The 26,079-nt window shown below is 39.4% G+C and carries 27 protein-coding genes; 10 read left to right on the top strand and 17 right to left on the bottom strand.

The window, feature by feature from the left end; translation table 11 throughout:
* Positions 1 to 10: 10 nt before the first annotated feature.
* From ABE41_RS05145 to ABE41_RS05110, 7 genes are all read right to left on the bottom strand, one after another.
* Positions 11 to 520, bottom strand: a complete 510-nt coding sequence (locus tag ABE41_RS05145) for a DUF1572 family protein (protein WP_066287168.1) — start codon at positions 518 to 520, stop codon at positions 11 to 13.
* A 60-nt stretch (positions 521 to 580) separates the two neighbouring features.
* Entirely contained in the window at positions 581 to 1,099 is a 519-nt protein-coding gene (locus tag ABE41_RS05140; RefSeq protein WP_066287167.1) for a GNAT family N-acetyltransferase, read from the bottom strand.
* Between the two features lie 69 nt (positions 1,100 to 1,168).
* The gene (locus tag ABE41_RS05135; protein ID WP_066287164.1) at positions 1,169 to 1,708 is read right to left on the bottom strand and encodes a hypothetical protein; all 540 of its coding nucleotides are present in this window, start codon (positions 1,706 to 1,708) and stop codon (positions 1,169 to 1,171) included.
* A 193-nt stretch (positions 1,709 to 1,901) separates the two neighbouring features.
* Entirely contained in the window at positions 1,902 to 2,387 is a 486-nt protein-coding gene (locus ABE41_RS05130) for a methylated-DNA--[protein]-cysteine S-methyltransferase (RefSeq protein ID WP_066287162.1), read from the bottom strand.
* A complete protein-coding gene (locus ABE41_RS05125) occupies positions 2,380 to 3,288 on the bottom strand; it encodes a DNA-3-methyladenine glycosylase family protein (RefSeq protein WP_066287158.1) in 909 nt (302 codons plus the stop codon). Before ABE41_RS05125 ends, ABE41_RS05130 begins: the two co-directional genes overlap by 8 nt.
* The gene (locus tag ABE41_RS05120) at positions 3,275 to 3,829 is read right to left on the bottom strand and encodes a bifunctional transcriptional activator/DNA repair enzyme AdaA (protein ID WP_156774337.1); all 555 of its coding nucleotides are present in this window, start codon (positions 3,827 to 3,829) and stop codon (positions 3,275 to 3,277) included. The genes ABE41_RS05125 and ABE41_RS05120 overlap by 14 nt, the downstream gene beginning before the upstream one ends.
* 689 nt (positions 3,830 to 4,518) lie before the next feature.
* Entirely contained in the window at positions 4,519 to 5,736 is a 1,218-nt protein-coding gene (locus ABE41_RS05110; RefSeq protein ID WP_066287150.1) for an MFS transporter, read from the bottom strand.
* 190 nt (positions 5,737 to 5,926) lie between these two features.
* Between ABE41_RS05110 and ABE41_RS05105 the strand changes: the two genes are divergently transcribed.
* Positions 5,927 to 8,023, top strand: coding sequence for a DNA topoisomerase III (locus ABE41_RS05105; RefSeq protein WP_066287148.1), 2,097 nt, complete (start codon positions 5,927 to 5,929; stop codon positions 8,021 to 8,023).
* A 543-nt stretch (positions 8,024 to 8,566) separates the two neighbouring features.
* On the opposite strand, the gene ABE41_RS05100 is transcribed toward ABE41_RS05105, so the two are convergent.
* Positions 8,567 to 10,315 (bottom strand): alkaline phosphatase D family protein, encoded by a 1,749-nt coding sequence (locus ABE41_RS05100; protein WP_066294649.1) that lies wholly within the window; start codon positions 10,313 to 10,315, stop codon positions 8,567 to 8,569.
* A gap of 523 nt (positions 10,316 to 10,838) precedes the next feature.
* On the opposite strand from ABE41_RS05100, the gene ABE41_RS20915 reads away from it, so the two are divergent.
* Positions 10,839 to 10,997, top strand: coding sequence for a hypothetical protein (locus tag ABE41_RS20915; protein ID WP_156774224.1), 159 nt, complete (start codon positions 10,839 to 10,841; stop codon positions 10,995 to 10,997).
* 36 nt (positions 10,998 to 11,033) lie between these two features.
* Here ABE41_RS20915 and ABE41_RS05095 read toward each other — a convergent pair whose 3' ends face one another.
* Complete coding sequence (locus tag ABE41_RS05095; RefSeq protein WP_253805437.1) at positions 11,034 to 12,449, bottom strand: VWA domain-containing protein; 1,416 nt, start codon at positions 12,447 to 12,449, stop codon at positions 11,034 to 11,036.
* A 122-nt stretch (positions 12,450 to 12,571) separates the two neighbouring features.
* On the opposite strand from ABE41_RS05095, the gene ABE41_RS05090 reads away from it, so the two are divergent.
* Positions 12,572 to 13,279 carry a DNA alkylation repair protein gene (locus ABE41_RS05090; protein WP_066287146.1) on the top strand — a complete coding sequence of 236 codons (708 nt, stop codon included), beginning with the start codon at positions 12,572 to 12,574 and terminating at the stop codon, positions 13,277 to 13,279.
* Between the two features lie 32 nt (positions 13,280 to 13,311).
* Here ABE41_RS05090 and ABE41_RS05085 read toward each other — a convergent pair whose 3' ends face one another.
* The 3 genes from ABE41_RS05085 to ABE41_RS05070 form a co-directional block, all read right to left on the bottom strand.
* Positions 13,312 to 15,150 (bottom strand): PAS domain S-box protein, encoded by a 1,839-nt coding sequence (locus tag ABE41_RS05085; RefSeq protein ID WP_066287145.1) that lies wholly within the window; start codon positions 15,148 to 15,150, stop codon positions 13,312 to 13,314.
* 590 nt (positions 15,151 to 15,740) lie between these two features.
* Positions 15,741 to 15,974: a hypothetical protein gene (locus ABE41_RS05075; protein ID WP_066287141.1), complete on the bottom strand. Its 234-nt coding sequence runs from the start codon at positions 15,972 to 15,974 to the stop codon at positions 15,741 to 15,743.
* A gap of 87 nt (positions 15,975 to 16,061) precedes the next feature.
* Complete coding sequence (locus tag ABE41_RS05070; protein WP_066294642.1) at positions 16,062 to 17,411, bottom strand: hemolysin family protein; 1,350 nt, start codon at positions 17,409 to 17,411, stop codon at positions 16,062 to 16,064.
* 241 nt (positions 17,412 to 17,652) lie between these two features.
* Between ABE41_RS05070 and ABE41_RS05065 the strand changes: the two genes are divergently transcribed.
* A complete protein-coding gene (locus tag ABE41_RS05065) occupies positions 17,653 to 18,462 on the top strand; it encodes an undecaprenyl-diphosphate phosphatase (RefSeq protein WP_066287139.1) in 810 nt (269 codons plus the stop codon).
* Positions 18,463 to 18,500: 38 nt separating this feature from the next.
* On the opposite strand, the gene ABE41_RS05060 is transcribed toward ABE41_RS05065, so the two are convergent.
* Entirely contained in the window at positions 18,501 to 18,812 is a 312-nt protein-coding gene (locus tag ABE41_RS05060) for a hypothetical protein (protein WP_066287137.1), read from the bottom strand.
* 245 nt (positions 18,813 to 19,057) lie between these two features.
* On the opposite strand from ABE41_RS05060, the gene ABE41_RS05055 reads away from it, so the two are divergent.
* The 4 genes from ABE41_RS05055 to ABE41_RS05040 all read left to right on the top strand — a co-directional run bounded on the left by ABE41_RS05055 (position 19,058) and on the right by ABE41_RS05040 (position 20,960).
* Positions 19,058 to 19,708: a hypothetical protein gene (locus ABE41_RS05055; RefSeq protein WP_083207667.1), complete on the top strand. Its 651-nt coding sequence runs from the start codon at positions 19,058 to 19,060 to the stop codon at positions 19,706 to 19,708.
* A gap of 348 nt (positions 19,709 to 20,056) precedes the next feature.
* Entirely contained in the window at positions 20,057 to 20,269 is a 213-nt protein-coding gene (locus ABE41_RS05050) for a helix-turn-helix transcriptional regulator (RefSeq protein WP_172827331.1), read from the top strand.
* A gap of 21 nt (positions 20,270 to 20,290) precedes the next feature.
* Positions 20,291 to 20,662: a hypothetical protein gene (locus ABE41_RS05045; RefSeq protein ID WP_066287134.1), complete on the top strand. Its 372-nt coding sequence runs from the start codon at positions 20,291 to 20,293 to the stop codon at positions 20,660 to 20,662.
* A 19-nt stretch (positions 20,663 to 20,681) separates the two neighbouring features.
* Positions 20,682 to 20,960, top strand: coding sequence for a DUF3784 domain-containing protein (locus ABE41_RS05040; RefSeq protein ID WP_066287132.1), 279 nt, complete (start codon positions 20,682 to 20,684; stop codon positions 20,958 to 20,960).
* Between the two features lie 43 nt (positions 20,961 to 21,003).
* Here ABE41_RS05040 and ABE41_RS05035 read toward each other — a convergent pair whose 3' ends face one another.
* A complete protein-coding gene (locus ABE41_RS05035; protein WP_066287130.1) occupies positions 21,004 to 22,527 on the bottom strand; it encodes an MDR family MFS transporter in 1,524 nt (507 codons plus the stop codon).
* Positions 22,528 to 22,785: 258 nt separating this feature from the next.
* On the opposite strand from ABE41_RS05035, the gene ABE41_RS05030 reads away from it, so the two are divergent.
* Complete coding sequence (locus ABE41_RS05030) at positions 22,786 to 23,232, top strand: OsmC family protein (protein ID WP_066287129.1); 447 nt, start codon at positions 22,786 to 22,788, stop codon at positions 23,230 to 23,232.
* 132 nt (positions 23,233 to 23,364) lie between these two features.
* Entirely contained in the window at positions 23,365 to 23,592 is a 228-nt protein-coding gene (locus tag ABE41_RS05025) for a hypothetical protein (RefSeq protein WP_066287127.1), read from the top strand.
* Between the two features lie 73 nt (positions 23,593 to 23,665).
* Here the strand turns inward: ABE41_RS05025 and ABE41_RS05020 are convergent, their stop codons facing one another.
* From ABE41_RS05020 to ABE41_RS05010, 3 genes are all read right to left on the bottom strand, one after another.
* The gene (locus ABE41_RS05020) at positions 23,666 to 24,052 is read right to left on the bottom strand and encodes a gamma-glutamylcyclotransferase family protein (protein ID WP_066294638.1); all 387 of its coding nucleotides are present in this window, start codon (positions 24,050 to 24,052) and stop codon (positions 23,666 to 23,668) included.
* A 302-nt stretch (positions 24,053 to 24,354) separates the two neighbouring features.
* Positions 24,355 to 24,678 (bottom strand): hypothetical protein, encoded by a 324-nt coding sequence (locus ABE41_RS05015; RefSeq protein ID WP_066287125.1) that lies wholly within the window; start codon positions 24,676 to 24,678, stop codon positions 24,355 to 24,357.
* A gap of 180 nt (positions 24,679 to 24,858) precedes the next feature.
* Positions 24,859 to 25,611 (bottom strand): gamma-glutamyl-gamma-aminobutyrate hydrolase family protein, encoded by a 753-nt coding sequence (locus ABE41_RS05010; protein WP_066287123.1) that lies wholly within the window; start codon positions 25,609 to 25,611, stop codon positions 24,859 to 24,861.
* Between the last annotated feature and the right edge of the window lie 468 nt (positions 25,612 to 26,079).

The following is a 26,079-nucleotide window of genomic DNA, read 5'->3' as shown; positions in this document are numbered from 1 at the left end:
AAAATTCCTATTATTTTTTTCTAGGAATTGTTAATGTTTGCCATTGATCCGACTTTAGCATTTTTGCAATATAAACAATTTGGCCAATGTGATACGAATAGTGATACATCTGCCGCTCGATCGCATCCATGACAGAGTGAGGCTCATTTCGGATATAGATTTTACGAAGAAGATCTTCTTCTTTCAAACCGTTTAGTGTTTCAAAGAATACTTCCCACCCTTTGTTCCACAACACTTTCATTTCTTCGCGGTTAGACATCGTGTTTTCGAATTCACCGTCACGGTTGCGGTCAGGTTTTTCTCCGTCCGTGTCAAAAATGTCTGTCCATCTGGAGATCATGTTTCCGCTCATGTGTTTAACGATTACTGCAACACTGTTGGAATCTTCATTCGGGTACCAAAATAATTGTTCTTCCGAAAGCTGATCAAACGTCTTTTCCACATAGTTTTTCGCATCCAGAAAACGCGTCTTTACAGAACGCATATACTCAGACGAAACATCCGTTTTAGCAAGACTCATCATACACAGCTCCTTTACAGATAGAATCTCTTATCTATTTCTGCTTTTGTCTTAAAAATCCTATGAAACCGTATCAAAAGCAGACGGATATACAATTTTTCCTTTGATTTGATCTAAAGACTCTTCTTTAAGCTCTATTGCCATAAACACTTCATCCGGAACTGGGAATGGTGCTTCAATTCCTTTAGTTGATGCTGGTACAAAGCCGAACCTCGGATAAAATTCTGGATGACCTAACACAACTGCATGCTCGAATCCTTGATCCTTTGCCCTCTTTAGCCCCTCTTCTACTAACAATGATCCGACACCTTTGTTCTGTTGTTCAGGAACAACAGCCATAGGTGCAAGTGCCAAAGTCGGGACATCATTCTCACCTGATTTAATCGTAACGATACTGAAAAGAATATGCCCGATCAGCTTTCCATCAGCTACAGCAACTAAGGACAACTCTGGCACGAACAGCTCTGAATTCCTAATCGCATCTATTAATCTTGATTCATTGTCACCATTAAAAGCCGCATCGTTTATTTGGCAAATGGCTTTTTGGTCTCCGCTTCTTTCTGCTCTAATTTGTATCATGCAAAATATAACCTCCTTTAGACAGAAAGAACTGCTCCCTCATGTGAGACAGCAGTTCAGTTACTTCTATTATTGTAGTTCGTTGATGAATTTTCCAGGAATTAATTTTAAGTCTTCATGAATCGTGTTTAACTTCTCTTCAAAAGCTGTGAACAACTCGTCAGCTTCTGTTGCTTTTGCTTCGTCTTCTAAACCGGCAACTTTTGCTTCATATGACTTCTTCAGCTCTTCTAAAGCACCTTTAACCGTTGCTTGGTTTTCTTCTGATAATTCAGCTGGAACTTCAACTGATGGAATTTCAGCTACCGCTTTTTCTCCAGCTGCTTTTGCATCAGCTTTCAGCTTATCAAGCTCTTCTTTCGGAAGTGCTTCTTCGCCTTCTTTTGCTGCACCTGCCGCATATGCATTGAATGCTGCATGATACTCTCTAAGCTGCTGCATCAATTCACCTTCAAAGTTTAGAAGAGTGATTTTTTCTGTATTATCATTTTCCTTTTTCTCTGTAGCTGCCGCTGGTTTCGCTTCTTCTTTCGGCTTTTCTTCTTCCTTGCTGCAACCTACGCTAAGTGCTAGAACTGCAGCTGCTGTTACTGCTAAGAATTTTTTCATTGAGAATGCCCCCTATATCTATATTTCTATTTTTTGGAACTTTATCATTTTAATACTTTTTCTTACTATTGTAAATATTAAAGTTTCGACTTTTATAAAAGTTTTTAAAAAGCACTCTTAAAGCTTAATATGATTGAATTATCGGACTATTTTAAATAATCTTGATTTATAATTAAAAGTTTTATCACTATAATTATAAAGTAATCTTCTTAATTTCCCTTTCGTGATTTAACAGCCATTTTTTTCTCCAAAGTCCTCCTGCATAACCCGTTAAACTTCCATTTGAACCTATAATTCTATGACAGGGTATGATGATACTCAACTTATTTTTACCGTTCGCGTTCCCTACCGCTCTGATCGCTTTCTCGTTTTGAAGAGAGTTTGCGATGTCACGATAAGATGCCGTCTCTGCAAAAGGAATATTAATAAGCGCATTCCAGACTGTTTGCTGAAATAAAGTTCCTCTCTGTTCATAAGGAAACGTAAATATTTGACGCTCCCCTTTAAAATATTCGTCGAGCTGGTTATAGCAATCTCTTAATACCCTTGGAATGTCAGCCTGATGCCCCATCGATAAATCTCTATCAACAAACATAATAGATTGAATACATTCTTCACTGCCTATGATCTCAATGACTCCTATAGGAGATTGATAGTCTAGCTTATATCCCTTATTCATACAATGACCTCCAAAGATAAAAAGTGACATATGCCTCCCAGCCACTCCAATTTTTCGCCAATTCAATAATTTCATCTTGTTTCGGTTTAGCAGCCAGATTCAATTGCTTTTTTATCGCATTATGAATCCCTGCATCCGCGATAGGAAAAGCCGTTGTCTCTAGCAGGCATTTCATCATAACGTAGTCTGCGGTCCATGCGCCAACCCCTTTTAAAGACAGAAGGGTTTCATGCTGTTTCTTTGGATCACGGATATCCATCAACATCCCTTTCGATAACTTTCCTGAAGCCATCTCTTTAGCTGCACCGATCACATACTCAGCTTTGCGGCTTGTAAATTGCAATTTTCTTAAATCGTCTGTATTAAGATTTGCGATTTTTTCAGGTGAGGGATACAGCCAATAAGACGTGTCCTTATATTCCCGCTTTTCACCAAAGTTCTCTATAAAACGCTTCTTTAATGTGTAGGCGAACTTCAAATTAATCTGCTGACCCATAATTGCCCATGTAAGTGCTTCAAACAAATCCGGAATGCCGATAATGCGCAATCCGTTATACTTTTCCGCCAACGGCTGAAGAATAACATCATTAGAAGCCATCTGATAAAACGCGCTCAGGTCTCTTTTAAGGTCAAACCAATCATAGATGTAATGAGCAACATCATCTTTGCTTCTGTCTGAGGGCGCGCCGAACGGAAACTCTATGGTAAGATTTCTCTTCCGGCTGTTTATCTTCAGCAGTACCTCTTCTTCACTTGTGTCTACTAGTTTCATCAGATACTGATCATGAATATGATGCAACAGTTCCAGATCAGACCTTCCAAGAAAAACAAGACATTCTCTATAATTAAATCCCTCAGGCAGTATTATCTCGATATGGTTTCCGTGATCAATCCACTGCATTTTTAGACTCCGATAATCCTGCAGATTTCCTGTAATCGCTCGGTGAGCATTTTTTCACACGGCGAAATGCTTTGTAAAAATTAGAAGAACTATGGAAACCTGACTCAAGAGCGATTTCCAAATTTGTTCGATTTGTTTTCTTTAAAAGATAGGAAGCCTTATCTACTCGGATTTTTTCAAGATATTCACGCGGTGTTTCGCTCATCTCTTCTTTAAAAAGCCGCTCCAAATAAAACGCACTTACACCAACATGGTCAGCTATATTTTGCAGATTGATCTTTTGATTATAGTTGTTTACCAAATAAGCGGTTGTTTTTCGAATCAAATCAATCTGTGGACAGTGCTCAATCTCAGGCTGGCACCTCTTGCAAGCGCGGTAACCTGACTCTAGACATTCTGTAATCGTCTCATAAAACTCCACATTGATTTTTTTCGGCTTACGGGACCTGCAGGATGGCCGGCAATAAATCTTGGTTGTTTTAACAGCAGTGTAGAACAACCCGTCATAAGACCTGTCACATTCCATGATCTTATCCCACATTTCATCAAATGACATATTTACATGATTCAACTTCATCCCTCCATCCGCTTGTTTATCTTGTTTATCTTGTTTATCTTAATTTTATCAGTACATTCTTCAAAAATCGTCCTCAATCTTGCTGTTATGGTCGTAAGAGAAATTTTTAGTTTCCTTGCTTACTTACTGCAGTTTTACGGTACGTGTTCTTTTATTTAGGCTGTTTTCTAAAAGATTGTTGCTTTTAAATAATTTTGTTCATTCCCTTCACTGACAAGTTGATTGGAGTGGAAGGTGCGAGACTCCTGCGGGACGAGCGGTCAGGTGAGACCACTCAAAGGCGCGAAGCGGCGAGGGGGCTCACCGCACGCCCCGCGGAAAGCGAAGCAACCTGGAACGGAAATCAACTACTTACAAGAGCAACAAAGCTTGCGAAAACAGCCTTTATTTATTACACGATCACGCAAAAAGATAGAGTTGCACGCATTCAACTATCAGTTCACGCGGTACACATAGTATTCCACGCAGATCATAGCCAGTTTCCCGCGGTAGATATGCAGTTCCACGCAAACATGGCAAAATCTCGCTTAATGACCTCTCATCTTTCCTCCCAAAAGGATGCTTGGCTAGTAAAAAAGCGAGATATCTAAAATAACGAAAAAACTGACTCCATAAAGCCGATTTATGGCCATTAGAGTCAGCATCATTACAAATTATTTTGTTACTGCAACAGGTCCACGCTTATTACGGTTCCCCTTAGCCATGTATTGAAGAAGTATGACAGATGCGATAATAAACGATGTGATCCCAAACCCGATCACCATGTTAAAGAAGCCGATCGTATCCAGGAACAGTCCTGTTAAAAGCATCAATGCCTGGAAGATAATATTATCGACCATCCCTTTGATGGAGAAGAACCTTCCATGATAGTCAGATGGTACTTCCGTTTGGAAGATCGTTGTAACAACTGGAAAAAGTGTTCCTGCAGCAAGACCGAACAGTCCGAATGACAGAATTGACATGACCGGATGATCCGCTAAGTACAAAGATGTATGTGCTGTCGCGATGATAAACGTAATCGCAAACATATATGAAAGCTTTGGGTTATCACGGAAGAACTTCTTAGACAAGAACGTTCCTATGAATACACAAACCCCTTCTGTCGTATAAAGAATCCCTTTTATCCCTGGATTGTCCTGCAGGTCACTGATTTCAATAACCATCAAATTAAATCCTGCCAAAAATAGATAAGCAGGAATCAATAAAAAGATTCCATAAACCACTTTCGGCTGCTTCTTCACGATTGGATACAGCTCACCAAGCGTTCTGAAAAAGTTTTCCTTTCTGCCACTCTTATCTGTTTCTTTCGGCTTTTCCTCTACATTAAGAAAGAAAGTTGAGATTAAAAGAATGACATAGGAAATTAACGTTACCGTGTATACAGCAAAAAGTGACATTCCAACTAACATAACACCACCGAGCGCTGTTCCTACGATTCTAGAAGCTGTGAATATATTCATGTTCACGCCGTTTGCATCTAAAAGTTCTTCTTTTTTCACGATTAATGGAAGCATCGTCTGCATAGCAGGCTGCGAAAAGGTGCCTGATATTCCGATAACGAGCGTATAAACAACCATCCACCATACATTATTGTAGGCGATTGCCAAATACATAAAAAAGATAGCTGCGCATCTCGCAAACCCAGCATAAATGAGGATCTTCCTCTTATTGCTGCGGTCGATAATCCTGCCCGCCATCGGTGCCAGAAAAATCCCTACAAGAAATCCAGCTAAAATAATGAGAGCTTGCAAGAAGGACGACTCCACATTCTTTTGCAAAAATTCAAGATTGCCAATAATCCCAACCCACAATCCTGTACTCGATACAGCCAGACCAAACATCAAAATTAAAAAATTCCGGTTTCTCCACATGTTCACTTTCCCCTCTCAGCCCACCGAAACTGCTATAAAAAAACATCTTTGAAAAGTACTCAACAAAGTTAAGTATTCTTGTTTTAGTATACCAGTATTTTGAAAAACCGGCGTGAAAATTCTACTCATTTCTTTCCTCTTTTTATACTCTGTTATAATGACTAAAGTAGAAGTTGGAAAGGGGTACGTTATGAAACAACTGATTCTTGCTGAAAAGCCGAGTGTGGCGCGTGATCTTGCCCGTGTTCTCGGATGCAAGCAACAAAATAAAAGCTATATTGAAGGACCGAAACACATTGTAACGTGGGCACTCGGACACCTTGTAGAATTAAAGATGCCTGAGGACTATGACAAACAGTATAAGCAATGGCGTTTAGAGGATCTGCCGATCATACCGAAGCATATGGGATTGAAGATCATCCGCCAGGTTAGTCACCAGTTCCGGTCGATTGAACAGCTTGCCAAAAGAAAAGATCTAAATGAGCTTGTTATCGCAACTGATGCAGGGCGTGAAGGTGAACTCGTCGCCCGGTGGATCATGGAAAAAGTAAGATGGCAAAAGCCGGTGAAGCGTCTTTGGATATCATCGCAGACAGATAAAGCGATTCGTGATGGATTCAACCAGTTAAAGCCGGCAAAACAATATGACAACTTGTATCAATCTGCGGTCTGTCGTTCAGAAGCCGATTGGCTGATCGGGCTTAATGTGACGCGTGCACTTACAACTAAATATAATGATCCATTGTCTGCTGGCCGAGTACAGACACCTACCCTTGCGATGATTCTAGAACGTGAGCAAGAAATCAACTCATTTCAGCCGAAGGACTTTTGGACAATTGATGCGACAGTCGGTATATTAAAAGCCTCCTGGGAACGAAACGGAGAAAAACGTCTCTTTGATGAGAAAAAAACAGCAGAAATCGTGAAAAAGGTGAAGGAGCAGTCAGCAACTGTTGAGTCACTTATAAAGAAAGAAAAAACAGAAGCTCACCCGATGCCATATGACCTGACAGAACTGCAGCGAGATGCAAACCGCCGATTTGGTTTCTCAGCTAAGAAGACATCTTCTGTTCTGCAGAAACTTTATGAACAATACAAACTTGTTACGTATCCAAGAACCGACTCGCGCTACTTAACAAAAGACATGGAAAACACGATGTACGATCGTCTTCAGGGAATATCGGGTGGATACCGTGAAGAAGTTCAGCCTCTTTTGAAGCAAAAAGGGAAAGTCGTTGCGAAGAAAGTTTTTAACGACGCAAAAGTTACGGATCACCATGCGATTATTCCGACAGACGAACCGCTTCACCTCGGTGATCTAGATAATGACGAGCGAAAATTGTATGATCTGATCGCACGCCGGTTCCTTGCTCTCTTTTACCCGGCATATAAGTCCGAAACGTTAACGGCTACGTTAAACATTGCGGGTGAATCATTTATCGCGAGAGAAACTTTAGTGGTTGATGCAGGTTTTAAAGTATTATCAGGCAAAGAAGAAGAATCTCCTAGAGCTTTAGCTAGTTTAAAAGAAGGTCAAACGTTATCTGTAAAAGACGTTAATCTGGAGAAGAAGCTGACTGAACCGCCTGCACGCTTTACTGAAGCTGACCTTTTATCACGAATGGAAAAATACAGCCTGGGAACGCCAGCCACACGTGCTGATATTATCGAACGCTTGCTTGGTTCTGAAGTTTTGGATCGTAAAAACAATAAGCTGCACCCTACTCCGAAAGGAAAACAGCTCATTGAACTTGTGAACGATGAGTTGAAATCACCAGAGCTGACAGCTAAATGGGAACAACAGCTTGAAGCCATTGCACGCGGTAATGGCAATCCGAAAGAGTTTTTAGAAAATATCCGCAAGCAGACGAAGCAGCTGGTAATGGAAATCAAAACGAGTTCACACGAATACCGTGCTCATAACTTAACAGGCTCAAAGTGTCCAGATTGCGGCAAGCTTCTTAAAGAAGTTAAAGGGCATGACGGCAAGGTGCTCGTATGCTCTGATCGTGAATGTTCATACCGCCGCCGTAAGGATCCGAAGCTTTCTAACCGACGCTGTCCACAGTGCAAGAAAAAGATGGAGTTGCATAACGGAAAGGCCGGCACGTACTTCCAGTGCAAGCCATGTAACGTCGTTGAAAAAGCAGATGGAATGAAAAAGAAAGTCACAAAGCGTGAAGAACGGCAGCTTATGAAAAAATACAGTGCAAACAACAAAGAAGACGAAGGTTTTGGCAACAGTTTAGCTGATGCTTTGAAAGCTGCGATGAAGGATAAAAAATAAGGCTGTTTTCGCATACATTGTTGCTTTTAAAAGTAGTTGATTTCCGCTCCAGGCTGCTCGCTTTCCACGGGGCATGCGGTGAGCCTCCTGCCGCTTTGCGCCATTAGGAGTCTCCACCTGACCGCTCGTCCCGTAGGACAAGGAAGGCTTCGACAGCGTTTCATCGCACGAAGAAAATGTGATTTTCATTTTCGAGGAGTCGGCAACCTTGCGCTCCAATCAACTTGCAATGATGAGAATAGAAAAAGCCTAAAGCAACAATGCTTTAGAAAAGAGCTAAAAATAAACAGGAAGGCCGGCTAACAAGAATTTAGCCGGCCTTTATTATTGGAAGAGAACTAATTTACGGTACGTGTTCTTATATTTATTACACGTTCGCTCAAAAAGTTTGTTCTTCGCTCAGAAAACTCTTTGTACGCTCAAAAATCTCTATCTTCACTCAAACTACTTGTCGTTTCGCTCAAAATCATTGTTTTTCGCTCAACATCGATCAAAGACATGAAAAAGTGACCAAGAAGAGCTGCCTCTTGGTCACTTTTAACATTATTGTACCAGTATTCCGTTCTTCTTCATCTGCTTTTCATGCGCTTTTCCATGTGCACGGTTGCGGTCTTCTTCTACTTCTGCTGATAACTTAACACCAGCTGGCACCACATTTGAATCCACTTGTTTCAACCCTGTTTGATCCTTTTGATACACAAAAGATGCTCGGGTTGAAATATCCGCTCCAGGCGAGGTAACAAACGGCAATACCCGATAATCTGCACGCCACTCTTCTGGTGTTACCGTGCAGCGAACGTATCCGCGATAATCATTAAAAAACTTGATGTGCGGGTTTAATCCCAAGATCTTATCTGTATCCGCACGCTTATCAGCTCCATTACCGCCAGAAGTGATGGAAGTGCCGACGAATTCTGCCCCGATTACTTTTGAAGCCGAATCATTATAGTCTGCTTTCAAATCACATGCCCAGCTCGCATGCACATCCCCTGTTAATACGATGATATTATTCATATCTTTAGATTGAACAAAATCTGTGATGCGCTGGCGAGAAGCAGTATATCCGTCCCAAGCATCCATGCTGTATCGAGGTGCAGTACTTGTTCCATAGTTGCGCTGCGCAAAAAAGACTTGCTGGGCGAGAATGTTCCAATGTGTTTTTGAGTTACCTAGATTAGAAAGCAGCCAATCTTCCTGCTCTTGACCGGTCAGAGTTCTGTTTGGATCCATTGATTCCTCTGATGGCGGTTTACTTCCGTCCCCGTTCGCCTGATCATCACGGTATTGACGCGTGTCCATGACATTGAACGCCGCTAAATTTCCGTAGGTGAAATCACGATACAATAACATGTCCGCACCGTGCGGCAATGACGATCGTCGCAGCGGCATATGTTCGTAATAGGCTTGATAGGCAGCCGCACGGCGTTTCACGAATGCTTCTGCAGACTGTCCTTTTTCGGGAATCATATTTGCATAGTTGTTTTCCACCTCATGATCATCCCACGTCACCACCCAAGGAAAAGCAGCATGTGCAGCTTTTAGGTTAGCATCTGAGCGATATTGCGCATGACGGTTACGGTAATCTTCTAGTGTGATAATTTCTGGCCCGCTATGTGCGCGAACATTTCCTGATGGAGATACATATTCATTTGGTCCATATTCGTAAATATAATCACCGAGATGAATGACAAGATCCAGTTCTTCCTCAGCCATGTGCTGAAATGCCGTGTAATAACCGTGTTCATATTGCTGGCAGGATGCAAATGCAAAAGTCATGCTGGAAACTTCGGCCCCTTTTTCAGGAAGAGTTTTTGTCTTACCTATCGGACTGTTTTCACTTCCGCTTCTGAAACGATAATAATAAACTTTATTCGGCTTTAATCCCTCTACTTCTACATGAACAGAATGGGCAAGATTCGGCTGTGCTAATTCTGTCCCATGTTGAATGACCTTTGTAAAATTTTCGTCATTGGCTATCTCCCATTTCACAGGAAATGCCTGATCTGGCATTCCTCCGCCATTCTGCGGATCTGGGGCAAGTCTTGTCCAGAGCACAACACTGTCTGATAACGGATCACCTGAGGCAACTCCTAGTGTAAATGGATAGTTTTTGAACCTAGGTGCTGCATTCACTTCAAACGCCCCAATTGATTGTGCAATCGTCAACCCTAATGAGAGACCAGCAATTTTTCCAGCACCTGCTAAAAATTTTCGGCGGTCCAGCTTTCGCTTCTCCAAGCTGTCTTCTGTCAGCTTCTTAATCCATTCATCCATTGGTCTTTCATCTTTCATGATGTTTCCCCTTTCAAAATGAATTTTCAAACAACACTCATTATATAGATGGTTTGTTAAGAAACCATTTCCTTTGTAAACCGAAAAAAAAATATGAAAAAGAAATAGCTGGGACTTTTTCATTACTTTTTTTATAAGAAGAATTGAAAATCGAATGAAAGAATAAGAAATCACCAGTAAAAGATTAAAAAGCATCGACACTTTCGGCTTATTTTTTTTAACAATTCCTTTAAACAAAAGGCTGTTTTCGCAAGCTTTGTTGCTCTTGGAAGTAGTTGATCTCCGTTTCAGGTACTCGCTTTCCGGGGGGACGTGCGGTGAGCCACCTCGGCACTTTGGGCCATTAGGTGTCTCACCTGTCACACTGATCCCCCAGGAATCTCGCGTCTTACGCTCCTATCAACTTGTCAGTGATGTTTTTTAAGCAACTATTTATTAGAAAAGACACTAAACAAAAAACAAGAGATATTTTCTACAGGAAATTGATATAATTAGTCATATACCTTCAAAGGAACAGGTGATCATGATGGCTTTTAAGCGAAGGAAAAAAAGAAAGGAACAGTACCAGCATTACACTTGGTTTGATTTCTTATGTGATGTATTGTTCTTTGTTCCAGAGTTGTTGATTGGGATGATCCGATTGCTTGGAAGAGGCATTTGGAAAATGTTTGACGGCATATAAATGGACCGGATTTCATAAGAAATTCGGTCCATTTTATTATTCATTAATTTCATCGCGCCATTGCTGTTTCCACGCCTCAACTTTGGCGTTAATGTCTTTTTGTACACGCTCAGCTTCAGCTTGTTTTTCTTCTTTAATTTTCTTAAAATGTTCATTTCTTAATTCTGCGCTGGCGTCTGCAAGATCAATAACTTCATTCCCTTTCTCCCGTGGAATAAGGTTATTCTGCTGAAGAAAGTATACAGCATTTCTTATGCGATTTCCTTCGTTCGTAGAGATATGAAATAAAGGGTTATAAATATCATTCATTCGTTTTTGTGCATCAATATAGTCCTGACCGCTTACTCCCTGCGTCCAAACGAGCTGGCCGATCGTCGGGCGCCATTTCTTCAGAACCTGATCTTCGAGAGATGCTTTATCACGAACAGAGGCATACTTTCCATTACCTGCATCCGCTACTTTCATTAGTTGCTGCTGACCTTTATCATCAACGTCAAAGCCGATAATGTTCAACTTTGCTTTAGTATTTTTGTCTGTCAGCTTATTTGCCGCTGCAACTGGATCTCCGCCGCACGTTTCCACCCCATCACTGACGATATAAACAATATTTTCGTACTCACTCTCAGGATATTTGCTTAACAGCTCATTTGCTTTTTCAATCGCTCCTGCTAGAGGTGTCCATCCACTCGCTTTAAAAGAATTCAACGATGCATCTAACGCTGCTGCTTCATATACTTTTAACGGATATACTTCCTCAATGCCCTCACACGATTTCGCTTTGTCTGAATCATCCCCTGACCCTATGTGTCCATAGGCAAATAGTGAAACACTTGTATCATCAGGAAGGTCATTCGTGAACTTTTTTATCGTTTCTTTTGCGAGGTCCATCTTTACCCCGCCATCAACTTCCGCTTTCATACTTCCGCTGGCATCAACTAGAATGACAACATTCGTTTTCTTAGGTTTCTTTTCTTCTTCAATTTCATCAGGTCCAGATGGCAGTTCGGGCATTTCGTATCCGTGTTCATAAGACAGCAATTGCTCATAATAAGACTCATACTGGCCTGATGCCAGTTGATAGACTAAATAATTGTAAATCTCCTGACTTGATAGATCTTTATTTTTTGAAAAGTAACTTTTAATCTCTTTTTCTGCTAACGGCTGGAACTCGTCCTTATAGAAATTGATATAGTCATAGCCTGCCCAGCCGCTTAATCCTTCCAGCTTAGGTTCCATATATTTTTCCATCAAAACACCCGGTTGTTGTTTGATCATATCCTCCAGCTCTTTTGGCGCATCGGGAATCTTTTCTGGCTCTTTCTTTTCTGATGTTTTTTCTGTTTTAATATTAATCTCTTTTTCAGAAGCCTTTTCTTCTGATTCAGAACATCCGGCAAGCATTGCTAATGATAAAAACAAGAGCACAGCCATCATATGTATTTTTCCGTTCATATGAACCCCCTAATTATTCACAGAAATTATACCGTTTCATCCATTCCCCTAAACAGGAAAATCGTAACATATTGTGGAAGACTTTTAAAATGATAAAATGGAATTGAATGGGGTGTGAATCGATGAAACTCGAAGAAGTAATGACTAAACTTGAAGAAATGAGCAATGAACAGACCCGCAGCACTTGGATACGTCATGGAGCACAAGGGTCCGTTTACGGTGTGAAGATCGGAGACATGAAGAAACTCGTAAAACATGTGAAGAAGAATCAGGAACTTGCCCTCTCACTATATGAAACTGGTAATTTTGACGCGATGTATTTAGCAGGTCTTACCGTAGACCCTAAAAAAATAGAAAAAGAAACGCTGCAAGAATGGGTGAAAAAAGCAAATTGGTACATGCTGGCTGAATATACGGTTGCAGGTGTGGCCTCTGAAAGTGAATATGCATTGGAACTTGCCCGTGAATGGATAAAGTCTGATGATGAAATGATTGCCACATGCGGTTGGAGCACCTTTGCAAATTATGTGACCATTACTCCTGATGACAAACTTGATCTAAAAGAGATCCAGAAGCTCCTCAAGAAAGTTGAAGAAACAATCCACACACAACAAAATCGTGTCCGCTATACGATGAACAGTTTTGTAATGGCGGCAGGAATTTGTACAACATCATTGAGTGAAGAAGCAAGAAGAGTCGCAGAGCATGTAGGCAAAGTGCATGTTGATGTCGGCAATACAGCCTGCAAAGTCCCGTATGCGCCTGAGTATATTGAAAAAGCTATAGCTCGAGGCAAACTTGGTCAAAAAAAGAAAACCGCCATCTGTTAGGAAAAAATAAAGCTGGATTAACCACACTATGGTTACACCAGCTTTTTATTATTTGCATTTTTCTTTAGCGTTACAGCTACAGTTGTACCTTGACCAGGAATGCTTTCAACTTTTAAACTCCCTTGGTGTTCCGTAATAATCTTATTACTGATTGTAAGACCGAGACCTATACCTTTTTCTTTGTTCGTAAAGAACGGTACACCAATCGTTTTCAGGCGTTCTTCTTCAATACCGACTCCAGTATCAGCAAAGATAAGTTTAACAGCTCCATCCTTCTCCTCTTCAATACCGATCGTTAAAACTCCGCCACTGCTCATCGCTTCAATCGCGTTTTTTATGATGTTTATAAACACTTGTTTAATTTGATTCTTTTCACACGATACAAACAACGTCTTCTCTTTGAATAAAAGACGGATCTCAACATTGTATAGATTAGCTTCTGTTGCCAGGAGCATGACAGTATCCTGCAGGAGCTGGACAAGATTTACTTCTTTCTCTATTTGAAGTGCATCTGGTTTTGCCAGTGCCATAAATTCATTGACAATCTGTTCAATTCGGTTCAATTCATCATAAATCACTTCTTGATAAAAATACTGTTTCTCTTTTTCAACCTCACTGTCCTTTAATAAGCTGAATAACCCTTTGATAGATGTGAGGGGATTACGAATTTCGTGTGCTACACCTGCTGCAAGTTCACCTAACACAGCCAGTTTTTCACTGTTGCGTATATATTCTTCAGCCCTTTTCTTTTCCGTGATATCTCTGGAAATAAACACAATCCCTTCAACTTGTCCGTTTTCGGAAAGCATCGGCATCCCTTTACCTTCAAGGAAAATTTCCTTTCCGGATGCATGTATTTTCCGATATACAAGCGGTTGCAGATCCTCTGAAGCAGCAAGACGTTCTATATACTTCTGAACGGAAGCATGATCTTCACAATGAATAAACTTAAATGCGTCTAGTCCAAGTAAAGTTTTCGGGTCGATGCCTAATATGTTCTGATATGAAAGAGATGCAAACATATACTTTCCTTCAGAATCAATTAAACAGATTAAATCGTTGCTATGCTCAAGGATAATACGGTGAGTATGTTCACTCTTTTTCAAGGCATACTCTGCCTCTTTACGTTTTGTAATATCCCTTGTAGCCACAACGGCATATCGGACGGAGTTCTCTTCATTTACTGGGGTTCCCTGTGATTCGAGCCAAATATATGAGCCATCTTTTTTCTGATAACGGTATTCTACAGTCAGAGGAGATTGTTCAGAAATCATTCTCATAAATTCCGAGATCACGTATGTACGGTCCTCAGAATGCACTAAAGTAAAAGGAGTTGTACCGATTGCTTCAGTTTGTGAGTAACCAGTAACCCATTCATAAGAAGGGGTCAAGTAAGTGAAAACACCCTTATCGTTGACCAGTCCAATGATATCAATCATATTCTCTGTAATTAGGTTTAAGTGATCTAAAGCTTCTTTCTTCTCAAGCTTTTGCTTCGTGATATCCCGGATAATGATTTGTGTAGCATCTGATGAAAACATGAGCGGGAATCCAATCACTTCTAAGATAATACGGTTTCCTTTTTGAGTAATCCATGTCTGTTCACTAGGCATAGGTACAACGCCACTTTTACAAGACTGAATTCTTTCTTCGACTAAACCATGTATTTCTGAGGGGAGATAGTCCCAGATTGGCTTACCGATGATGTCTTCTTCTGCTTCTAAAATCTTTGTTGCTGCGGGGTTTACATAAATCCACTTACGGTCTTCCTGGATTAGAAAAGGAGTCTCAGAATGCTCAAAATTCTTTGCATATCTTTTAATTTGGCTAATTAGTACGTCTGCTGCTGGATGACCTTCTGGAATTCTCATATCCACCCTCCGTCGCAAAACGTCTGTTCCAATAGACGTTTATTTAATCAACTAAATTATAAGCCTATGTTCTTTTATAAATAAAGAAATTTTTACATGATTTCCTTAAAGTTGAAAAAAATTACAATCAGAAAATACCGGAGAGTTAACTAAGTACTGGAGGAATGTTAAGTTTTTTTTCGTATAGGTTCTTACTTTTTAGAAAGGAAAAACTCGCGAGTCTTATTGCGGTTCTTCTGTCTGGATTTGTTTGCGAGACCATGAGGATGTGCTCTTGTTTATAGTAGAGCATGCTGATAATCACTGTAGTTTTGTGGGGATATTGGAATATTTCAATGTCTAGTAAATCACCTCCTGAAATCACTCGAAAAAAACGGTAATGCGGGGAACTTTTCATCTTCTTCAACCCCTTTATATTTTTTCAAGTTATATGACTTGTATTTAAAAGTTTTATTAACTAAATAATAAATTTGCCGGTTGATTTATCAATAAATTCTGTCAATTTTAGTCGATTTCCTGGGAAATTAGTTGTGCTATTTTGTAATATTTTCGATAAAAAAGGATAAAAGACGGACAATGCCCGTCTTTTATTAATTTTTATTTGGCGGTTTTTCATTGTCAGGTGATGCCTGTCCACCTGCTCCAGATGAATCCTTATCATCTTTAATAGGCGGATTCTCACGTTCTTTATTAGAGGAATGGTGTGACACAGATATAACTTGGAAGCCCGTGCCATACAGCTGCTCGTTAAGTTTTGATTCTACTTCTCGCCCTTCATGCAATACTCTTTCATCATATTCAAGCTCGACAGTAATTGATTTCATTGTACATCTCCTCCTTTTATACATTCGTACCCGACTACGAGATTTGTAAACAAAAAGACCAGTCAATTCTGACTGATCTTTTAAGGCTTAAGCTTCTTTTTCAATTAGTGTATGTTCAGCATCTTTAACTGACGCATCACTTTCTTGATCCACGTCTCTTTTAGAAATTTCAATTTTCTTAACTTGGTGTCCATCAAGTTCAATTACTTTGAAATCATAACCTTCATATATGATAACTTGCTGTTCTTGAATCTCGGAATTCTGAGACAGCACCCATCCGCCAATCGTGTCCAGTTCACTATCATCCATTTGAAGTCCATAAATATCATTTACTTCTGATATCAGCACTTTTCCGTCAAAGTGTTTCACATTCGGGCTTATAGCTTGAATCATAGGAGATTCATCTTCGTCAAACTCATCTCGAATTTCACCGACAAGTTCTTCCAAAATATCTTCAATGGTTACGATACCTGCTGTACCTCCATATTCATCAACAAGGACAGCCATATGAAAGCCTTTTTTCTGTAGCTTTAACAATGTTTCTTTAATTGGTGTATTTTCAAAAACGCTAAGTGTTGGCCTTATATAATGCTCAAGTGGATATTCCTTTCCTTTAATCAGATCAAAGAATACTTCTTTTGCATTAACCATACCAAGCACATTATCTTTATCTTCACCCACGACTGGGTAACGTGTATATTTTTCTTCAGCAATGATGTCGATGTTTTCCTGCATTGTATTATCAAGATACATACAAACCATCTCTGTACGAGGGACCATAATCTCTTTTGCAGTTCTGTCATCAAATTCAAATACTTTTTCTACATAGCTGAATTCAGACTTGTTGATTTCACCACTTTTGTAGCTCTCACTCAAAATTAAACGGAGCTCTTCTTCTGTATGTGCCATGTCATGTTCTGAAGCTGGCTTCAAACCAAACATTCTCACTAGAAGCTGTGCACTGCCATTTAAGAACCAAATGAATGGATACATCACTCTGTAGAAACCAATCAAAGCAGGTGATAGCATCAAGCTAATTGACTCAGCTTTTTGAATCGCTACCGTTTTTGGTGCTAGTTCACCAAGAACCACATGTAAAAAAGTAATAGATGAAAAGGCAATAGCAAATGACAGAGTATGAACAACTGCCGAGCTTAATTCCATGCTTTTAAATACCGGACCGAGTATGGCTTCTACAGTTGGTTCACCCAACCAGCCAAGTCCTAAAGCTGTGATTGTAATCCCTAGCTGACACGCTGATAGTGACCCATCCAGGTTCTCAATGACCTTCTGGGCGGCAATCGCACGCTTGTTTCCTTCTTCGGCTAGCTGATCGATCCGTGATTTCCGGATCTTTACGATCGCAAACTCTGCTGCTACGAAAAAAGCTGTTAGTAGAATTAATACGGCTACTGCAAATAATTTCAATAAGGTCAAACTGTCCAAAAAGACTCCTTATACCCCAAACACTCTGGAATATAAGTTGTCACCTCCTAGGGTTTATAAATTTTATTTATTTAGAAAAGTATATCATAAAATACAGGAACTGACTGAAAAAACGACTTTCCATATCTTTCAGCCAAAATTTTTCCCGAAAAAATTAGAGGTCACATTTTCTTTTCTTTTTTTTAAATGTTATATTTACGTTGATTTCTAAGATTGAAAGGTGAACTTACATATGGATTTAAAAGAACTATTGATTTACATTTTTTTCGGTATGGTTCAAGGTTTCACTGAACCTATCCCTGTATCTTCAAGCGGCCATCTCGTAATCGTTCAATACTTTATGGGTATTGAAGTGAAGGACTTAAACTTTGAGGTGCTTGTTAACTTCGCTTCCTTTCTGGCTGTTCTGCTTGTTTATAAACATGACCTATATGAGCTTATTAAGAATACGTTCGCTTATTTATCCACTCGTAAGGAAGAATATAAATCGGATTTTATGTTCTCTGTTTATTTAGTACTTGCGACCATTCCAGTTGCGGTTCTCGGTATTCTTTTTGAAGAAATGATTGGAGAACATTTAAAAGGAATCCAGCAAGTTGGCTTTGCCCTGCTTGCAACAGCAGTTGCATTGTATTTAATTCGAAATTTAAAAGGATATAAGGGAGATAAAAGCCTGACTGTAAAAGATGCTGTTATCGTTGGATTCGCACAAGCTGTTGCGTTGATTCCCGGAATCAGCCGTTCAGGAGCAACGATTGTAGCCTGTATGGCGCTCGGCATGAAACAGGATACAGCCCTTCGTTTCTCCTTCTTCTTATATATACCTGTAAGTCTTGGAACCTTTTTATTATCTATAGGAGACATCGCTGGATCATCTAACTTCAGTGAGATGGCATTGCCTTATGCAGGTGCATTTATTGCATCTCTCATCTTCTCCTACTTTTCACTAAAGTGGTTCATGGGGATTATGAAGCGCGGCAACCTTGGTTATTTTGCTTTATATTGTCTTGTCGCTGGATTGTTTATTGTGTTGTATTTCTAAAATATAAGTGCTTGAGAAAGTGTTCTCAAGCACTTTTTTTATTCTGCAGCCAATTCTACCGTATCCAGATTCACCTCTCTCATAAGCATCATTTTGTTTTCTTTTTCATCATAGAAATAGACTTTCATTTCATTGTCATCCTTCAATTCCGTATCTCCGCTAAACAAACCAAAATACCCATTTCCAAGCGGAACAAGGTTTTTATGAAATTTACTTCCTTGGTATGACATATCGTCGTAATTATGGTCAACTGTGACATTGCTGCTGCCCGGTAAGAATACCATTATTATCGCAATCACGATTAATGTGATCCGAATCCTGCGAAGCTCATCACTAAAGTCAGAATACATGCATGTCCCCTCTTTTCTTTGCTCTTTTCATTTTACCATAAAAAGGAATTTAGAATAAACTTGTTATTTTAACCTTATAAGAAGAAGAGCATTTGTATGATATTAATTAAAAAAGTGCTTATATACAATCAGTTTGTTACATGACTTTTTATAATTTGATACATTTGATAGGAGACTTATCCATTTAGAAGTGGTATTCTGATTATTGGAAATTAAATACCATATTTGAGAGGATGCGGACTTCAGTGGATTTTGTTTTGGACAATAAGTGGGCGTTTCTTATTCTAGCAGAAGTCATTTTCTGGGTATCTACTCTTTCGTTTTTGGTTGTAAGATACTGGTTTAACCTGAAAAGACTGAGCACCGCTTTCTTTGTATTATTTATCGTAAATGATTTATGGATTGCTACGATGGGTTATTTCGATTATTTGAGGACAGGCGAATTTTCTGCTTATCAAATCATCATTTTAATTGTAATCGCGTATGCATTTCTTTATGGAAAAAGTGATTTTCAAAAACTTGATAGTTTTATACAGCGAAAAGTGGCAAATTGGCGCGGGCTGTCAGAACCTGAAATAGCGAGCGTAAAACCGCTTTATGGAGTAGAACATGCTAAACAAGAAAGAAAAAACTTATTTGGACATTTACTTGTTTTCACAGCTTTCCAGGTATTGTTCTTTTTTATGTTTGGTTTATCTGATGCTGTTTCATCTATTCAGCTCGATACCCTGTTTGAAGATTGGTATGACCAGGAGGAGACAGATTTGTTCTATAAAAATGATACAGCCAATAACGTTACCCGTATATGGGCTCTCATTCTTGCCATTGATTTTGTCATTTCATTGTCGTATACCATATTTCCGAAAAAAGAAAAACAACTTACACATTCAGCTTAAAATGCATCTCTTCTGAGGTGTATTTTTTTAGCTGTTTTTGTAAACTTTGTTGTATGTAAGAGGTTAATTTCCGCTACAGGACTCGCTTTCCGTAGGGTGGCCGGTGAGCCCCCTCGTCGCCTCGCGACATTGAGTGGTCTCACCTGTACCACTCATCCTGCAGGAGTCTCGTCCTTTCGCTCCAATTAACTATGCAATGAAGATTTTCGGGCAAAATCTCTCAGTGGCAACAATCTTTTAGAAAAGAGTTTAGCAAAAGTTTTATTGTTTACACTGTAATATATAATTGATATTTTTAATATATATATTACATTTAAAGTGTATAATTGGAAAGGATTGGTGTTTTTCTTGAGTGAGTTCACAATAAAAAACAAAGTAAAAATCGTTCGAATTGAAAAAGAAAACTTAACTCAAGGTGATTTTGCTAAACTTGTTGGAGTCACACGGCAAACGATGAATTTAATTGAAGCACAGAAGTACAATCCGACGATCCGTGTATGTTTGCTCATAAGCAAGTACTTAGAAACACCAGTAGATGAATTGTTTTGGATTGAAGAATGATACAAAAAGGGGTGTCTTGGTATGAACGTAAACTATTTTAATGTTTTTATCTCAGCGGTTGTCTGCTTTAGTTTAATGAGTTTAGTAACCTCTGATTTACGCTGGGGCTTTCTTGCAGGTCTAGTTGTTTTAGTTGGCGGGATAAAATACTTCCGCGTTCAAAAAAGAAACGCAAATGATGAAATCGAGTATGACGAAAGAGTCAATGACAACCTCAGAAAGTTCACCCTTCAATCTTTTGCTTTTTCCAATTTAATTCTTCTTGTTTATTTACTAGTCTCCCAGCTTCTGTTTAAACAACACTTGATTCAAGTTGACTACTTAATTATTTATATCAGTTTAACTTTCATGATTAGCTTTTTTATTGGACCTTCTATTGTTAGAAAACGATAAAAAATGAGGGGATTAAAAGATGAACAATACTTTATTAATTACTGCCGCTGTTCTGTTGGTATTAGCCTTTCTGATAGGCGTAAAGAAACAAACATGGATTTTATCTGGCTTTAATCAGCGAAGAGTACATGATCAAGACCGGCTGGCTAAGCTTGTAGGTTCTTATACTTTTATTATTGGTCTAGCCATGTTAGTCGGTGCTTTCATTGATCATCCTAATACACAAATTCTGTTTCCTGTTATGGTAATCGGTTACGTAATCCTTTTAGGTTATGTAAATACAAAAATGGTTAAATAAATAAGAAGACGCTTGGTATCGAATCCAAGCGTCATTTTTAATACTATTCAGATTTTATCTTTTCTTTTGCAGAGATTTTCACTCGCTCATTCCCCATTAACAAAATCACAACGGCTGATATAGCAATCGGAATAAGTGCATACGTGAAAACAGCAGCGATCGAATCTGACACCGAAGCAGTTATACCTTCAAGTATATCGGCAGGTATTTTGGATCTCTCTTCGGGTTGGAATACCTTTTGAGGATCTATGCTGCTGAATGTTCCTTCCGCTGCTTCCCCCTGCCCTTGCAGGTTCTCACTTAATTTTTCATAGAAAACGCGGTTCTGAAGTGCTCCAAAGATTGTTACACCTATCGTCATCCCTAAAGAACGAAGGAATGCGTTTGTTGAGTTGGCAGATCCGCGGTGACGGAACTCCATACCATTGATCGTTGCGGTAGGCAGCAATGAAAACGAAAAGCCCATTCCAAAACCAACAAGTATCATAAATAAGGTAAGCATCAACCTTGTAGTATCAGGTGTTATACCACTAAGCAAGTACATCCCTGTGAAATAAGCAATGACAGAAACAATCATAAGATTTCGGAAGGTTGTCTTGGTCTGGAAGATACCACCCACCATACTTCCCGCTACAGATCCCAGCATCATTGGCGTAAGAATCATTCCAGCACTCGTTGCTGACCCGCCATAAACTGCCTGAACAAAGATCGGGATAAATACCGCCAAAATTATAAATGTGCTGCCATATAAAAAACCTAGAATTTGAGAAGTTGCAAAAAGGCGTCTTTTAAACATCCAAAAAGATATAATCGGCTCAGTCGCTTTTTGCTCCACTGCAAAAAACACGATAAAAAAGACGGTAAAGATCGTGAACAAAGCAACGATTGGCGTTGAGTCCCATGCATATGCTTTCCCTCCAAGTTCAAGGGCGAACATTAAACTAACAACCGCAACAACAAGAGTGATTGCACCCCACCAGTCAATTTTTTGTTCGCGGTGTTCAAGGGTTTCACTATAATAACGGTAAATGAGATAAAAAGATGCTGCACCAATCGGAACATTAATATAAAACACCCAATGCCAGCTGATGGCATCCGTAATGAACGCTCCTAGCAAAGGACCAAGGACACTTGAAGTTCCAAAAACAGCTCCCAGAAGCCCTGTCATCTTCCCCCTTTTCTCAGGTGGAAAGATGTCAAAAACAATGGTAAAAGCGATCGGCATCAGTGCCCCGCCGCCAATTCCCTGAATGGCACGGAACGCGATAAGCTGCTCCATACTTTGAGCAAGTCCGCAAAGCATAGAGCCCAGGAGGAATACCACAAGTCCAAAGATAAAGAACCGCTTTCTTCCATACATATCTGAAAGCTTGCCGTAGATCGGCATTCCTGCCATAACAGCAACCATATAAGCTCCTGTTACCCAAACAAATTTATCAAAGCCCCCAAGATCTGCAACAATCGTCCCCATGGCGGTAGCAACGATCGTGTTGTCCATGGCAGCCATTAAAATACCCAGCAATAAACCAGCAACAACCAATTTTAGATTGCTTTCCTTATGTACCATCTCTTGCCATCTCCTAAATTATCCTTAATAAGCTTAAGTATACATGAGGGACTGACCCCCAACAATTTATTTCCCACTCTGTTTTTAAGTTTTTGCTTAGGGTGTTTGCTCCATTTCACACACATTTAGACCTCAGTTTTATTTTCCAGCCATTCAAGCTAAACATTTCACGAAAAATATTTCTCCATAATCAGCAAATGTGACGTGTAAGTTAATATGCTTTACACTAGAGATATGTTAAAGAGGGTGGGATATCGGATGGCTCAACATGTTTTTCATTTAAAAGCACATTGGCCTGGAGGTCGTAATGACACTGGATCGATTGCAACGAAGAATCTTAAAACGATTGTATCGATCCCGCCAGAAATGGACGGTCCTGGAATTGGTACAAACCCAGACGAAATGCTATTAGGAGCTGCTGCAACTTGCTATATCATCACACTTGCTGCCATGATAGAGCGAAGCAAGGTGGATAAAATAGATTTAACGATGGAATCAGAGGGATTTGTAGATGTTACGGATGGTGTAATCACTTATGAAAAGATCACTCATAGACCAGTCGTCACCATCAAAGAAGAGCAGTTAAAAAAATTTTCGACATTGCTGCAAAAACTCGCTATAAAGGCTGAGCATTCGTGTATGATTTCACGAGCATTGAAAGGTAATGTCGAAGTAGAAGCGATTTTGACGATAAAAACCCAGTAAATCATGGAGAATAGGTCTTGTGTTACCTGTACTTTCAAAATTTACTATGATACCATAAAAGTTAATCAAGGAAAATATTTTATTATTTGGGTTCTTAGGTGATCCCCCATAATAGGAAGGGGACGATGTATCATGAACCAACAAGATGTGAAAGCTATACTTTTAAACTTGCAGAACAAACAATATATTGAATCTGATATTACACACACCTTTAGCGAAAACAATAATGCCGTTTTTTCTGTCAAGTACTCCAAGAACGAGAATACTTTCGAGATTATTCAGATTGAGACTAACTCCCTAGAGAAGTTTAAAGACGTAGAATCTGCCGTTCAGTCCATTAGCACAATGATTATCAAATAGAAAAGCAGTTGATTTACCTTTCATATTAAAGAGGTTACCATGATTTATGGCAGCCTCTTTTTTGTTTGTCGTTTTATTTTTTGCGTAAAATCCAGTCATTCCCGTCTATCTTGTTAAAATGGTCTTTTATTGAAGCCATCACATAAACAATTGCTTCTTGTTCTCCTTTTTCCGTTGTAACTTTGGTTATTATCCGCTCATACAAATTATTTGCACCATACTCTTCATAATCTTCAAGCCTATCGAGTTCTTTTAACTGTTCAGATGATACTCTATAAAGCTCACCTTTCACAGGAACTATACCGCTTTCTAATAATAATGCCGGGTAGCCCCAGCCAGTATCATAAAGCTGTCCTTCGATCGTACAATTCTCTTCTAAACACTCCGCTTTGTTCAAGTAATATGAATATTTCTCACCTTTTCGCAAAGTTCCATACACAAATACAAGATGATCTTTCATTTTTACAGAAACCTCCTTGGCCATTGTCTATACCCCCAAAGGTATCTACGAGTTGAGAATATCTTTTATAAGCTGTAAAAAAAATTTATAAGCCGTAATTTTATTTTTTAAGCTGTAATTTTATTTTTTAAGCCGTAAATAATCTTATATAGACTTTTCGACACCAGCCAAAACCTTTTCCGTCAAGAATACCCCGCACATACAAAAACCTCAAACACATTCCATGTTCAAGGTTCATTTCATTATATTCTATTTAGGCTGTAAAATAGTCAGCTGTGTGGGAACTCCGAACTGGAAAATCTCTATTTCGCATCAATTATATGTTCATTCTTCTTTTTACGACCGCCTCGTGCAGCATCCACAAACAAGACAAGAGCTGTTACGATGTGCATGATCATTCCCAAAATTGGTATAAAACCTACAACAGATGTTATTAATCCTAAAACGCTGCCGTAAAATCTTTCTTTTTGCACAACACAAATTATCAATGTAACCAAGTGGAGAACGAACATAAACTGAAGCGGAGCCCAGCCAGAACCTACAATGATAAGGCCTCCTAAGAAGGGAATTCCAAGGAACGCTTCAATTCCGCCTGTTACCCATTTCAAAAGTCTCGATATATTCATGAGACAACCTCCTCAATAATTTCTATCCTATTTTACGGCTTACAACAGAAAAAGTTTCTTTTTGCAAAAATTTAGCAATTTTTCAAAACAATCATTTCAATATATGTTCTGTGATGTTACTACCCTGTTTTCTTTTCTTCGTAACAAAAAACCCCCAACAATTGGAGGTTTTTGTAAAATTTATTTCTTAGTCTTACTTGCTGCTTCAATAAAGGTTGTGATAATCGCCATCATGTTTTTGTTTTCATGTCTTAGTTCTTCTGGATGCCATTGTGTTCCAAGCAAGAATGTAGCCTTTTCGTCTTCAAGCTCCAGCGCTTCAATTATACCGTCTGCAGCTCTTGCTGCTACGCGCAAGCCTTTACCTACTTCTCCAATCGCCTGGTGGTGGAAGCTATTAACCGCTACTTCCTTCTCACCAACTATTTTATAAAGTTTACTATTTTCATCGATCGTCACAGTGTGAGATGGCTCAGTTCTTGTTGCAGATGATTGGAAGTGGTTGATGCTGTCCTCGAATTCACTTACGACATCCTGAACTATCGTACCGCCATAAGAGACATTCAATAAGTGATACCCTCGGCACATCGCCAAAATCGCTCTTTCATTTTCCCGTGCTTTTTTTACTAATTCAATTTCAAAATCATCACGATGTTTATTCACTTTTTTTACTTTAGGATGTGGCTCTTCCCCATACGTTATGGAACTGATATCCTCACCGCCTGTAAAAATAATTCCGTCACATAGTTTTGCATAGTAATCAGCTTCCTCAGGTTTTCCCATCGGAATTACTACAGGGACTCCTCCAGCATCTCTGACTGTTTCCGCAAATTTATTATAAACAACGATTGTATCTACATTTTCATTCTGTGTTTCAATTGTATTTATAGACATAACAGTACTTGTAAGTCCTATCAATGGTTTCTTGTTCATCGTTATACTTCCTCTCAATTTGTATTACTTCCTCATATGTATCCCTTTTGACCGGTTACTAAACACCCATTATTTATCATTCCAATGGTGAGTATATATTTATGCCATAATAAATCATCAAAATGAACTATATTTTCTAGCCACAATTCTCAAACCAATAAGAAGGCTATTTTCTAAAAGTATATTCCTTTCGATTCGTTTTTGTTTAGACCCTTCGTAGACAAGTTGATTGGAGCGGAAGGTGCGAGACTCCTGCGGGAGCAGCGTGCCAGCTACTTGAGTATTCTTCTTGCAAGGCATGCGACGAGGAATCCCACCTCGGCAGGATTTGCCCGCATACGCAGGAGCACAAATGCTTCCTTGAATGAGACTCACCGCACGCCACGCGGAAAGCGAGCATCCTGGAGCAGAAATCAACCACATCTAACAGCCAAAAAGAAAAACAGCTCACCCGCGTGAGCTGTTTTT

It is taken from the genome of Fictibacillus arsenicus, assembly GCF_001642935.1.
In the GTDB taxonomy this organism is placed as follows: domain Bacteria; phylum Bacillota; class Bacilli; order Bacillales; family Fictibacillaceae; genus Fictibacillus; species Fictibacillus arsenicus_B.
Note: the sequence above shows the minus strand (reverse complement) of the source record. Positions and strands in the feature narration are given on the sequence as shown.